Source organism: Amycolatopsis sp. NPDC059235 (assembly GCF_042754125.1).
Classification (GTDB): domain Bacteria; phylum Actinomycetota; class Actinomycetes; order Mycobacteriales; family Pseudonocardiaceae; genus Amycolatopsis; species Amycolatopsis albidoflava.
In genome coordinates, this window is the sequence record NZ_JBHZAG010000002.1 from 52,533 (window position 1) to 64,756 (window position 12,224).

At 68.0% G+C, this 12,224-nt stretch carries 10 protein-coding genes; 4 read left to right on the forward strand and 6 right to left on the reverse strand.

Annotated features, from left to right (window positions below; all coding sequences use genetic code 11):
• Positions 1 to 20: 20 nt before the first annotated feature.
• Positions 21 to 431, reverse strand: coding sequence for an NUDIX domain-containing protein (locus ACFXI3_RS01625; RefSeq protein ID WP_378397389.1), 411 nt, complete (start codon positions 429 to 431; stop codon positions 21 to 23).
• A gap of 299 nt (positions 432 to 730) precedes the next feature.
• Between ACFXI3_RS01625 and ACFXI3_RS01630 the strand changes: the two genes are divergently transcribed.
• Positions 731 to 1,003 carry a hypothetical protein gene (locus ACFXI3_RS01630; protein WP_378397390.1) on the forward strand — a complete coding sequence of 91 codons (273 nt, stop codon included), beginning with the start codon at positions 731 to 733 and terminating at the stop codon, positions 1,001 to 1,003.
• Here ACFXI3_RS01630 and ACFXI3_RS01635 read toward each other — a convergent pair.
• Positions 995 to 1,669, reverse strand: a complete 675-nt coding sequence (locus ACFXI3_RS01635) for an endonuclease V (protein ID WP_378397391.1) — start codon at positions 1,667 to 1,669, stop codon at positions 995 to 997. The two genes, ACFXI3_RS01630 and ACFXI3_RS01635, sit on opposite strands and share 9 nt — an antisense overlap.
• A gap of 162 nt (positions 1,670 to 1,831) precedes the next feature.
• On the opposite strand from ACFXI3_RS01635, the gene ACFXI3_RS01640 reads away from it, so the two are divergent.
• The 3 genes from ACFXI3_RS01640 (at position 1,832) to ACFXI3_RS01650 (ending at position 8,307) form a co-directional block, all read left to right on the forward strand.
• On the forward strand, positions 1,832 to 2,644 hold the full coding sequence (locus ACFXI3_RS01640; RefSeq protein ID WP_378397392.1) for a BPL-N domain-containing protein: 813 nt from the start codon (positions 1,832 to 1,834) through the stop codon (positions 2,642 to 2,644).
• A 123-nt stretch (positions 2,645 to 2,767) separates the two neighbouring features.
• A complete protein-coding gene (locus ACFXI3_RS01645; RefSeq protein WP_378397393.1) occupies positions 2,768 to 7,717 on the forward strand; it encodes an internalin in 4,950 nt (1,649 codons plus the stop codon).
• Between the two features lie 44 nt (positions 7,718 to 7,761).
• Entirely contained in the window at positions 7,762 to 8,307 is a 546-nt protein-coding gene (locus ACFXI3_RS01650) for an AAA family ATPase (protein WP_378397394.1), read from the forward strand.
• Between the two features lie 6 nt (positions 8,308 to 8,313).
• Here the strand turns inward: ACFXI3_RS01650 and ACFXI3_RS01655 are convergent, their stop codons facing one another.
• The 4 genes from ACFXI3_RS01655 to ACFXI3_RS01670 all read right to left on the reverse strand — a co-directional run bounded on the left by ACFXI3_RS01655 (position 8,314) and on the right by ACFXI3_RS01670 (position 12,165).
• Positions 8,314 to 8,946, reverse strand: a complete 633-nt coding sequence (locus ACFXI3_RS01655) for a hypothetical protein (protein WP_378397395.1) — start codon at positions 8,944 to 8,946, stop codon at positions 8,314 to 8,316.
• Between the two features lie 94 nt (positions 8,947 to 9,040).
• Positions 9,041 to 10,201 (reverse strand): sulfotransferase family protein, encoded by a 1,161-nt coding sequence (locus tag ACFXI3_RS01660; RefSeq protein WP_378397396.1) that lies wholly within the window; start codon positions 10,199 to 10,201, stop codon positions 9,041 to 9,043.
• A 10-nt stretch (positions 10,202 to 10,211) separates the two neighbouring features.
• Positions 10,212 to 10,991, reverse strand: coding sequence for an SDR family oxidoreductase (locus ACFXI3_RS01665; RefSeq protein ID WP_378397397.1), 780 nt, complete (start codon positions 10,989 to 10,991; stop codon positions 10,212 to 10,214).
• A 4-nt stretch (positions 10,992 to 10,995) separates the two neighbouring features.
• Entirely contained in the window at positions 10,996 to 12,165 is a 1,170-nt protein-coding gene (locus tag ACFXI3_RS01670; protein ID WP_378397398.1) for a hypothetical protein, read from the reverse strand.
• Positions 12,166 to 12,224: the final 59 nt, after the last annotated feature.

Here is a 12,224-nt window from a genome sequence, read left to right on the forward strand (position 1 = left end):
GGCTTCCGCGAGGCCACTGTCTACTGTGGAGCTTGAGCGAGCAGCCCGGCTTCGCGCAGGTGATCGAAGATGACCTGGTCGACCGGGGAGACCCGGCCCCGGTCGGCGTAGGTCAGCCAGACGATTTCCGCGATCTCGCTGCTGGGCGCGAGGGTTCCGCGGTAGTCGGCGGTGTAGCAGGTCATCCGGACCGCGACGCCCGCGGTGTGTCCGTGGGCTTGGGCCTGGAAGGTGCCGAAATGCCGGGCACTCTCGGGCGCGATGGCGACGGCGAGTTCCTCGTCGATCTCGCGGACGAGCGTCTGGAGATCGGTCTCGCCGGGTTCGCGCTTGCCGCCGGGGAGGTAGTAGACGTCCTTGCCCCGGGAACGGGTGCTGAGGACCCGGCCCTTGTCGAACGTGATCCAGGCGATCTTGTCGATGACGGTCAACGGGGTTCCTTCCAGGCTTGCGTCGGGTGAAGGTAGCTCGCGCGGGCTTGGCGGCTCAACTCGATATGCTGGCAGCGCAATGGAATCGACCGGATCTTCCCGTCGCCCGCTGGTTTTCCTTGACATCGACGGAACGCTGCTGCCGTTCGGTGCTGCCCCGGGCGGCGAATCGCTCGGGCCGGGTCCGCTGCTGGATCGGCTCGATCCGCGGTGGGGGATCCGGCTCGCCGCGCTGCCTGCGGAATTGGTGTGGGCCACGACGTGGGAGGACGAAGCCAACACCGAGATCGCGTCGCGGCTTGCCGTCGCTGCCGGTCGTGCGCTGGCCGGAGCCCTCGGCGGCGGAGGAACGCGAAGACCGGTGGTTCGGTGTGCACTGGAAGACCAGGACGCTGGTCGAATGGGCGGACGGACGTCCCTTCGTCTGGGTCGACGACGAGATCACCGAGCGAGATCAGGAGTGGGTGCGGGCTCGTCACCCCGGTCGTGCGCTGCTGCACCGCGTCGCTCCGGATCGCGGTCTCGCGGAGGAGGATTTGGTGGTCATCGGCGAGTGGCTGCGGTCATTCTGAAACCTTGTGCTCCGCCAACGCCCGACGGCACAAGGAATCCGCCCGCCGAGTCGTCTCCGGGAGCCGGTATTTCCGTGCCAACGCCAGCGTCGCGTCGCTGGCCTCGGCCAAGCCGATCCGGTGGCCGACTGAAACGAAGACCGGTTTGACCCCAGCCTGCGTGCGCAGGGCGCGGCCGACGATCTCCGCGCCGTCGAGCAGCGGGGACCAATCGCCGCGTGCTGGGCCGGGTTGGTCGTGTGTGAAGGTGAACGGCGTTTTGGCGACTCCGGCGGTGCGGAGTCCGGTCAGGACTCCGAGGTGGCTGGCCAGACCGAGACGGCGCGGGTGTGCGAGGCCGTAACCGTCGCAGAGAACCAGGTCTGGGCGATGGCGGAGTGCGGACAGGGCGTCCAGGACCGGCGGGAGTTCGCGGAAGGCCAGCAAGCCGGGCACGTAAGGAAAGCTGACCCGTCCCACCGCGGTCGTTTCTTCCACGGTCTCGAGAGAGGCGAAGTCGACGACCACGGCGGCCGCGACGACCACGTCTCGTTCGTCGTCATAAGCGACGTCGACGCCCGCGACCAGCGCGCCGTCGGCAAGCGCCGGGCCGGTCGGGTCGACCAGGGCGCGCAGGCGGTGTTGTTCGGCAAGAGCGTCGGCCTCGGTGGCGGGCCAGGCGGGCATGGAGTTCCTCGCGGAGTGGCAGGACGAGCGGGTCCTGCGGCACGATCGGTTACGGGCGAAAGGTCGGCGCTGACCCTATCAGGCTCGAAAGTGTGACTGTAATTAAAAGCTAATCGTTAGTGCTATGGTACGGCAACGGCCACCGCGAGGAGAGAGAAACCCATGCCCGGTACGGACCGAAGCTCCGACCGTCGTCCAGCGATTCCGGGGCGGCGGCGACTGCTGGCCGGGCTGCTTTCGGCTGCCGCGGTGCTGGCGGTGGGCTGCGGTCAGCCGGAAGCCGTGGCGAAACCTCCGGCGCGGAATGCGGAAGCGCCGCTCGCGCTGGTCTACAACGGACCGCAAGGGTGCGCGGAATGCGGGCCCGCGGTGGCTGATCTGCTGCGCCGGGCGCCGCAGCATTACCGGATCGAGTACGTCGGGCCGGGCACCGGGAAGCCGCTCACCGCGGCGGTGCTGGCGGAGGCGCAGTTGTACGTCCAGCCGGGCGGCGGTCAGGATCTCGACCGGACCTGGCAGGACCTTGACGACTCCGCCGACGCGCTCCGCGACTGGGTCCGGAACGGCGGCAGCTACCTCGGCCTGTGCTTCGGCGGCTATCTCGCGGGCCGCGATCCGGGGTTCGGCCTGCTGCCCGGCGACACTCACGGGTACGCGGGTTCTCCCGGCTCCACGGTTCCGGACGAGCGCGACACCGTCATCGAGGTCAGCTGGCGCGGGAAGCCGCGGCACATGTATTTCCAGGACGGGCCCGCCTTCCGGCTGGACGAGGGCTCCAACGCCACGGTGTTGGCGACCTACACCAACGGGGCGCCCGCGGTGGCCGTCACCCCGTACGGCAAGGGGCGGGTGGGCGTCAGCGGGCCGCATCCGGAAGCCGACGCCTCCTGGTACGACGAGAAGGGGCTTGCCAATCCCGACGGCGTCCAGATGGACCTGGCCTACGAGCTGATCCAGGCGACCGTCTCGCGGTAACGGAAATATCCGCCCGATTGTTTTTCGCGGCCGGGCAATTCCGGGTGAACTCAAGCGGGTGACTTGTGCGCCCCGCCGCGCTTTCGAGTTGTCGCCCGGGGTGCGCGTTGATTCGATGCGATCATGGTGCGCTGGGCGGGTGGGAGCGGGAAAGCGGTCCGGCGGTTAGCCGTGCAGGTTCTCGTGACGGCGGTCGCCGTATCGGGCGTGGTGGTCGGCGGTGCGGCTCCCGCGTCGGCGCAGACGTGGCCGGTGGAAGGCGAGCAGAGTCCGTCCGCATTCGACTGCGACCACCTTTATTACAGCAATTTCCGCTCGGGCATGCAGTTCCGCACCGACGCTGCCGGGGACGCCGAGATCCAGAACACGGTGATCAGCAAACGGGCCGGCGGCGGTCTGCCGGATTATTGGTCGACCAATATGGCGCTCGGCAAGGATCCCGACACCGGCCGTCCGGCGGCGTTCTATTCCAGTTACACGAGCGCGAACCGGAAGCTGTACAAACACGTTTCCGGGACGGACCGGGCCACCGACGAGATCGCGGCCGGCCAGACCCGCGACCTGCCCGCCGGGGTGAACTGGGGCGGCATCACCGCGGACCCGAACACCGGGATGCTCTTCGGCGCGCAGAACGGCGGCGCGCCGAAGCTGTTCGGGATGAACCTGGCGACCGGCGCGACGACCGTCTGGACCAGGGGCTCGAACCTGACGCCGGTGCCGTCGAACGATCCGGTTTTCCTCGGCGGATCGCTGGTGCCCGACCTGTTCGTGGACGCCGACGGCGGCGCGTACTACGGGATTTCCTACGGCGGTTCGACCTACGTCTACCGGCTCGACCCGGCGACCGGGACGACGACTCAGGCGGTGCATGTCGTCGGGCCGGGATCGGGCAACGGGTTCAACAACTACGGAATGGCCTACTTCCACGGTTCGATCTACCTGGGCTACTACGGCGGGGCACTGTACAAAGTGGACCCGAAAACCGGCGCCTCGACGCTCGTGCCCGGCGGCAACGCCCAGGACAACCAGGTCGGCCTGATCACGTCCGAATCCGGCGGCTCCTGGCCGATCACCGACCTGGCCAGCTGCTCGATCGCGCCGAACCTGACCTCCCGGCTCGTCGTGCGCAAGACCGCCAGCGAGCAGACGGCGAAGGCGGGGGACACCGTGCGGTACACGGTGACGATCGCCAACGAGGGCGACGCACCCGCCCCGGCGGCGAGGCTGACCGACGACCTGAGCGCGGTCCTCGACGACGCCGCGTACAACAACGACGCGGCCACCACGACCGGCGGCGCGCCGACCCCGACCCAGCCGGCCTACGCCGGCCGCAAGCTGACCTGGACGGGCGCGATCGCGCCGGGCGACACCGTCACGATGACTTATTCGGTGACCGTCGGAAAACCGCCCGGCGGGGACAAAAAGCTGACCAACGTTGTGACGGTCCCGGAAAGCAACTGTGCTGAACCGTCGAAGGATCCGGCGTGTTCGACGGTCGTGCCGATCGCCGCTTTGAAGATCGCGAAGCACGCGTCGCCCGCCAAGCCGAGCCCAGGGAGCGTCGTCTCGTACACGGTCACGGTGACCAACGACGGCCAGGCTGAGTGGCCAGCAGCGCAGGTCACCGACGATCTGACCGACGTCCTCGACGACGCCACCTACAACAACGACGCACGCGCCACTGGATCCGGCACGATTACCTACGACCCAGGCCGCGCGCTGCACTGGACCGGCGACGTCGCGGCGGGTGCCACGGTCACCATCACGTACACGGTGACAGTCGCCGACCCGCCGCGCGGAAACCGTCGGCTGACCAACCGGGTAGTCGGCCCGGACGGTTCGAACTGCGGCGCCGACCCTGTGTGCACCACAGACGAACCGATTTCCGGCTTGGTGATCCGGAAATCGGCCTCGCCCGCCACCGCGAAGCCGGGCGACACTGTCACGTACACGATCACCGCCGAGAACATCGGCGGCGCGACGGCGTCCGCGGTCACTCTGACCGACGATCTCACCGGCGTGATCGACGACGCCGCCTACAACAACAACGCCGCCGCCACCCTCGGCGGCACTCCCGCGCCGACCCAGCCAGGATACGACCCGAACACCGCGAAACTGACCTGGACCGGCGACATTCCCGCCGCCCAGACCGTCACCATCCGCTACACGGTCACCGTGCACTCGCCGCCGCGCGGGGACCACAAACTGCGCAACACCGTGACCGGCCCGGAAGGATCGAACTGCCCGCCGAAAAGCACGGACTGTGCGACTGAAACCCCGATCGGCGCGCTCGAAATCAAGAAAACCGCGGACAAGACGGACGCCAAACCCGGTGAGCGCGTCAGTTACACCGTGACCGTGCGCAACACCGGCGAGGCCGGCTATCCCGGAGCGTCGTTCACCGATGATCTCTCCGGCGTGCTCGACGACGCGACGTGGAACAACGACGCGACGGCTACCTCGGGTACCACCTCCTTCGCCGCCCCGCGATTGCACTGGACGGGCGACGTCCCGGCTGGTGCGACGGTGACCGTGCGCTATTCCGTCACTGTCGGCAGCCCGCCCGGTGGCGACAAAAGGCTGACCAACCTCGTCACCGGCCCCGGCGGTTCGACGTGCCCGCCCGGCAATACCGATCCGAATTGCGGCACTGACACCGGCATCGGCGCCCTCGAGTTGTCGAAGACCGCGTCGCCCGCGACGGCTCAGCCCGGCGACAAGGTGACCTACACGGTGACCGCGCGAAACCCAGGCACCGCAACCTATCGAGGGGCGCGGTTCACTGACGACCTGAGCCGCGTCCTGGACGACGCGACCTACAACCAGGACGCCAGCGCCAGCTCGGGCAGTGTCACCTACGCCGAACCCACTTTGACGTGGACCGCCGACCTGCCTGCTGGTGCGACCGCGACGATCACCTATTCGGTCACCGTCACGCACCCCGGCGACAGCGAACTCCGCAACGCGATCACCGGTCCGCCCGACTCCAGTTGCCCGCCCGGCAACACGGAACCGGACTGCGGGACGGTGACCCCGGTCGCTCGGCTGCACGTCAAGAAGAGCGTCAGCCCGTCGAACCCACGGCCTGGCGACACCGTGACGTATACGGTCCTGGTCGCGAACGATGGCAAGGCCGCTTACCGAGGTGCGACCGTCGTGGATGATCTGACTGGTGTCGTTGATGACGCGAGTTATAACAACGACGTTCACGCGACCAGCGGCACAACTGCTTATGCCGCACCGAAACTGACGTGGAGCGGTGACGTTGAGGCGGGTGCGGCGGTGACGATCACGTACACCGTGACGGTGCATAATCCGCCGACCGGCGACAAGAAGTTGGTTAACGCGGTGACCGGTGGCGATTGTCCGCCGGGCGGGCATGATCCGGATTGCGGGACGGTGACGCCGTTGCCCGCGCTGCATGTGAAGAAAACCGCGGCCCCGTCGAACCCACGGCCCGGCGACACGATGACGTATACGGTCCTGGTAGCCAACGACGGCGAGGCCGCTTACCGCGGTGCGACCGTCGCGGATGATCTGAGTGGTGTTCTTGATGACGCGAGTTATAACAACGACGTTCGTGCGACCAGCGGCACAACTGCTTATGCCGCGCCGAAACTGACGTGGAGCGGCGACGTCGAGGCGGGTGCGACGGTGACGATCACCTACACCGTCACCGTGCACAACCCGCCCACCGGGGACAAGAAGCTGGTCAACGCGGTGACCGGCGGCGATTGTCCGCCGGGCGGGCACGATCCGGACTGCGGGACGGTCACACCGTTGCCCGCGCTGAAGATCACGAAGACCGCGACCCCAGCCGAGATCAAGACCGGCGATCGGGTCAGCTACACGATCACCGTCGAGAACGTTGGTGAGGCCGATTACCGGGCCGCGTCCATTACGGACAATCTCGCGGGCGTGCTCGACGACGCGACCTACGACAACGACGCCAAAGCGGACACCGGCACGGTCGCCGTCGCGCCGCCGAACCTGACCTGGACCGGTGATCTGGCCAAGGGCGCCACCGCGAAAATCACCTACTCCGTCATCGTCACCAACGCCGGCGACCACCGGCTCGTCAACACCGTCACCGGAAGCGGGTCGAACTGCCCGGAGGGCTCGACCGACCCGGACTGTCGCGTCGTGCTGCCGAAGCCGCACCTGCGGATCACCAAAACCGCCGACCCCGCGATCGCTGAACCGGGCGGGAAGGTCACCTACACCGTCACCGTGCGCAATACCGGCGAGGCACCGCAACCGCACGCACAGTTCACCGACGACCTGTCCGGAGTCCTGGACGATGCCGCCTACAACGGAGACGCCACGGCAACCGCTGGAACCGTCCGCTACCAAACCCCGCGTCTGCAGTGGACCGGACCCGTCGAGGCAGGTGCGCAGGTCGTCATCCGGTATTCGGTCACCGTCGGAGAGCCGCCGCGGGGCGACAAGATCCTGCGCAACGCAGTCACGAGTCCGGACGACACGAACTGCCTGACTCGGGACCCGGCTTGCGGCACGGAAACTCCGGTGCGAGCCATGACCATCACCAAGCGAGCAGGCGTGGCGACGGCGAAACCGGGGGAGAAGGTCAGCTATACCCTCGATATCGCCAACACTGGCGCGGCGGCCTATCCGGACGCGGCGTTCGTCGACGACCTCTCCGACGTACTGGACGACGCCGCCTACAACCAGGACGCCAAGGCCACCAGCGGAACCGTCGACGAGAGCGGCTCACGGCTGACCTGGCACGGGACGCTGGCGGTCGGTCAGACCGTCACGGTCACGTATTCGATCACAGTCAAACCCGAGGCCGCTGCCGGGAGCCAGCTGCGCAACGTCGTGGTCTCCGCTAACCCGGGAACCAGTTGCGTCACCGGAGCCGAGCCTGGTTGTTCCACCGACACTCCGGTGAAACCGCCGGCTCCGGGGATTCCGCCGACCGGTCCGCCGGGGACGCCGCCGCTGGCCTCGACCGGGACACCGTTGTGGGATCTCTTGTCGGGCTCGCTGTTCAGCTTGCTCACCGGCTTCGCGCTGCTGGTTGCCACCCGGCGACGCAGGCAGCGAGGCTGAAAATCGTTGGCGAGCCGCCGGAGAAGGAGGCAGGCTTCCCGGACGTGACGATCTTCGTGGTGACCGGAATCCAAGCGGCGGGCAAGTCGACGGTGGCGCAGGCGCTCGCCGAGCGGTTGCCGAAATCCGTGCACGTGCGCGGGGACGTGTTCCGGCGGATGGTGGTCAACGGCCGGGTCGAAATGGGCCCGGCCGACCCGCCCGCCGAGGCGATCCGGCAGCTTCGGCTCCGGTACGCGCTCGCGGCACAGGTCGCCGACGGGTACGCCGAGGCCGGGTTCACCGTGGTGCTGCAGGACATCGTGCTCGGCGAACACCTGACGGAAATGGTCGACGCGCTCCGCACGCGGCCCTGTTATGTCGTGGTTCTCGCGCCCAGCGCCGCAGTGGTGGAGCAGCGCGACGCGGCTCGGCAGGCGGCGCGGGGGAAGATCGCGTACCAGCCGGGCGACACGGGCATCGCCGGACTGGACGCGTACCTCCGCGAGGAGACCCCGCATGTCGGGCTGTGGCTGGACACCTCTGAGCTGACCGTCGAGGAGACTGTCGACGAGATTCTCACCCGGGCCGAGGCTGAAGCGGTGGTCTGACCGGCGTCAGTTCGGCGGCTGCTGCGGGCCTTCGCCCGGGTGGGGCTGCGGCGGTTCGGGCTGGGGGTAACCAGGCTGCTCCGGCTGGGGGTAGCCGGGCTGCTGCTGGAAGTAGCCAGACTGCTGACCCGGCTCCGGCGCGGGGTAACCGGGCTGAGGCTGACCCGGTTGAGCAGGCTGACCCGGCTGCGGATAACCAGGCTGCGCGTAGCCGGTCTGCGGATACCCGGGCTGGCCGTAACCGGCCTGCGGAGCGATCCCGGGCTGCCCGCCCATCGGGTACCCGCCCGGCGCGAAGCCGGGCTGCGGCGCGCGGCCGCCCTTCGCGACCGCGAGCACGACGAGCAGCCACGACAGCACCTCGAGCAGGCTGAGCGGGATGCCTACGGCCAGGAAGATCGTCGACATCTCGTCGCTGCTCAGGTGATCGGACGCCATCCAGGACGCCACGTTCGTCAGCATGAGCTGCCAGGCGATGTTCAGCGCCGTGGTGACGAGCATGACCGCGAAGGCGGCCACCATCAGCCCGGAGCCGCCGCGCGAGCGCCTGCCGATCGAGAGGATCAGGCCGAACAGCCCCACGATCAGCAGCAACGCCTGCGGGAGGATCTGGAGGATCGTGCTGGTGAAGGTCGTCATACCTGCTCTCCGCTCAAGGAACGTCGGGCAGATCCTAGGGGGCGGCCCCCTCGGGCGTGGCCGGTTCGCCGAAGATGCCGGTCTCGAAACGGCTTCAACTTCGGTGCGCGCCGCGATATCCGGCGAACCGCTCGTCGACCTCCTCGGCGGTCAGGCCGAAGTCGGCGAGATCGTAGCGGTGCTTCGGTTTCGCGTCCCCGGTGCGGCTCCGCTCGTGCAACGTGGTCATCGCTTCGCGCGCCTGCGGCGCGAGGTCGAGGCCGAAGTGCTGGTAGACGCCCTCGACGGTGCCGATCGGATCCGCGACGAAGTCCTCGTACCGGACGTCGCAGAACTGTGCCGGGTTGTGCCGGGCGCGAGCGGCGGCGAACTGTTCCGCGCCGCGCGCCCACAGATCGAGCTGGCTGCGTCCGACGACCTTGCCGCGGAAAGTGTCCGACCAGCCTTCCGAAGCCTGCTCGGTGAGGCTGCACACTGACGCGATGATGGTGCTGGGCGCGCGATGAGTCTGCACGACCAGCGCGTCGGGGTAGGCCTCCATCAGCGCGTCGAGCGCGAACAGGTGGCTCGGGTTCTTGAGCACCCAGCGCCGTCCGGCGTCGGGAAGGCCGATGAGCTGCAGGTTGCGCCGGTGCCTGCGGTAGGCGTCGGTCCAGTTTTGTCCGTCGAGCCAGCGCGAATAGCCGGGCACGTGCGCGAGGCATTCGTACGAAACGGATTTCAGCGACTGCCGCAGCAGCTGCCAGCATTCCTCGACCTGGTCCGCCGACATGTGGTGCAGGCCCATGAACTCGGGATGCTCGACGTGGTGCTGTTCGTAGCCGGCCTGAATCGCTTGGAACACCGGGTTTTCCGCCCAGGTTTCGCGCGGCGGGCGCGGCTGCGGCATTTCGGTCAGCCACACTTCGAGACCTTGGTGGGCCGGGTCTTCGGTCAGCAGCCGGTGCAGCGCGGTCGTCCCGGTGCGCGGCAGGCCGGTGACGAAGATCGGCCGCTCGATCGGTACGTCGGCGTACTGCGGATTCTGCTTCCACGAAGCTTCGCTCAGCAGCCGTGCGACCAGCGCGCCGCGCAGGAAAGCACGGTGGACTTTGTTGCCGTACGGCGTCAAATCCGCTTCGCCGGCATAGGAATCGAGCAGCACGCGCAGGCCTTCGAGGTACTCGTCGCCGCCGAAATCGTCGAGGCCGGTGAGTTTCGTGGCGGAGGCGTGGAGGTCTTCGACCGTGCCGACGCTGTCTCGTCCTGGACGCATGATCTTCCCCTCAGTGATGGTATTCGCCGGCGTTCACGTCGAGGCATTGCCCGGTGACGCAGCGGGCCAGCGCGGACGCGAGGAACACGACAGTGTCGGCGATCTCGTCCGGTTCCGGGAGGCGGCGCAGGTCGATCGTCTCCGCCGTTTCCTGGTACACCTGCTCCGCGGGCACGCCGCGTTCCTTGGCCAGGTAAGCGAAATACCACTTGAGCGAATCCGCCCAGATGTAGCCAGGCGCAACGGAATTGACCCGGATTCCGCGCGGGCCGAGTTCCGACGCCAGGCTCTGCGCGAGCGCCAGCAAACTCGCCTTGGCCATTTTGTACGCGCCGAAGGTGCGCCGCGAATGCCGCAGCACGGCCGAGTTGATCATCACGACCGAACCGGCGCTCTCGGCGAGCGCGGCGGTGCAGAGCCGGGTCAGCCGGAGCGCGGCGAGCACGTTGGTTTCGAAGCCGGCGCGGACGGCGTCGAGGTCGACTTCGGCGAGATCCGTGATCGGCGGAATGGCGAAAGCGTTGTTCACCAAGGTATCCACCCGGCCGAACTCGCTCAACGCGGTTTCGACGAGCTTGGTCGCCGAGGCGTCGTCGGTGATGTCGGTGGGCACCGAGACGGCGCGCCTGCCGAGTGCTTCGACCTCGGTTTTGACTTCGGCGAGCCGGGATTCGGTGCGGGCCGCGAGGACGACGTCGGCGCCGGCCGCGGCAGACCGCAACGCGATCGAGCGGCCAAGCCCCGGGCCGATTCCGGACACGAGAACGACTTTGCCGGCAAGGAGGTCCATGAATTCAGCCCAGCATCCTGGCCGCGACCGCGGCCTGTCGCGCGGCGATCCGCTCTGCCCATTCCTCGGGAGTCACGCGGGCCTCCTTGTGGAAGGGCAGCCGGTCGGCGAGTTCGCCGAACTTCACGACCTCGACCTCCGGACCGTCCTCAGTGGTCAGTTCCCGGGAAAGCCGTTGCCAGCGGATCTGGACGTAACCGCGGTCGTGCCCGGTGCGTTCGAGCCAGTTCGCGACGCCGGGGTCGCGTTCGCTGATCACGAACCGCATCTTGCCGTCCGGGTCGACACGGGCCTGGTCGGCGGTGAGGCTGGTCTGGTGGTTGAGGTAGTCCAGCGAGATGTACCACGGGCTGCCGAGCTGAATGCCCTGGTACGGCGCGTCCGAACGGGGCACGGTGACGATCATGACCTCGTCGTCGGCGAGTTCGTAATGCCCGGCCGAGGAGTACTGAGTGGGCAGGCCGCCGGGTGTGCTGCGCGGTTCGGTCATCGTGTTCACCGGCAGGTTCAGGTAGAACCACTTGGGGAAGGCGAGAAACGTCCGGATCCGGCTCAGCAGGATCTTTCCGGTGACGCCGTAGCGTTTCTCCATCGCGGTGCGAGACAGCGCCGGCGGAGCTTGGCCCGTGGTGTCCGCGCAGCGGAGCTGGATCGTGCCGCGCTGTTCGGTCGCCCAGTCGCTGTAGACCTCGCGGACGACGAGCATCGACGAGCCAGGGCCGAGCACGAAGTAACCGGGCTCGGGGTCGGGTTTCGCCGGGCCGAAGCGGATCTCGAAGGAGCCGTCGGCGGCGATCGGAATGTCGCGGTCGTCGAACGCGGTCATGCTGTCGGGCACCTCGACCGGCGTGTAGTCGCCGTTGAGGATCTGGAAGCTCAGGTCCGCGGTGGTGCCGCGGGTGCCGGTGACGACGTACTCGCGGTCCTCGCGGATGTTCGCGTTGAAGTACAGGGTGTCCGGGTTGTCGAGGCCCATTTTCGTGTACGGGCCGGTGGACAGGGTGAAGTACGGGAAGTCGCGGTCGTAGGCCCAGGCCGTCTGGACCGAGGCCCGGATGCTGCCCGCGAGGTAGTCGTAGCCCTCGACCAGGTCCTGTTCGGTCCGGACGTGCGGCGCCTCGGCGATGATCTTTTCGGCTTCGGCGATCGCGCCGGCGAGCGGTTCGGTCAGCACCGGAGACTCCTCACGCTGGTCCAATTCTGTACCGGGGTGGTACGTTCGGTGTCGGTTGA

Excerpts from the sequence above, each read along its gene's own strand:
- ACFXI3_RS01635 (WP_378397391.1), bottom strand. The coding sequence starts at position 1,669 with ATGCCCGCCTGGCCCGCCACCGAGGCCGACGCTCTTGCCGAACAACAC.
- ACFXI3_RS01640 (WP_378397392.1), top strand. The coding sequence starts at position 1,832 with ATGCCCGGTACGGACCGAAGCTCCGACCGTCGTCCAGCGATTCCGGGG.
- ACFXI3_RS01645 (WP_378397393.1), top strand. The coding sequence starts at position 2,768 with ATGGTGCGCTGGGCGGGTGGGAGCGGGAAAGCGGTCCGGCGGTTAGCC.
- ACFXI3_RS01655 (WP_378397395.1), bottom strand. The coding sequence starts at position 8,946 with ATGACGACCTTCACCAGCACGATCCTCCAGATCCTCCCGCAGGCGTTG.
- ACFXI3_RS01660 (WP_378397396.1), bottom strand. The coding sequence starts at position 10,201 with ATGCGTCCAGGACGAGACAGCGTCGGCACGGTCGAAGACCTCCACGCC.
- ACFXI3_RS01665 (WP_378397397.1), bottom strand. The coding sequence starts at position 10,991 with ATGGACCTCCTTGCCGGCAAAGTCGTTCTCGTGTCCGGAATCGGCCCG.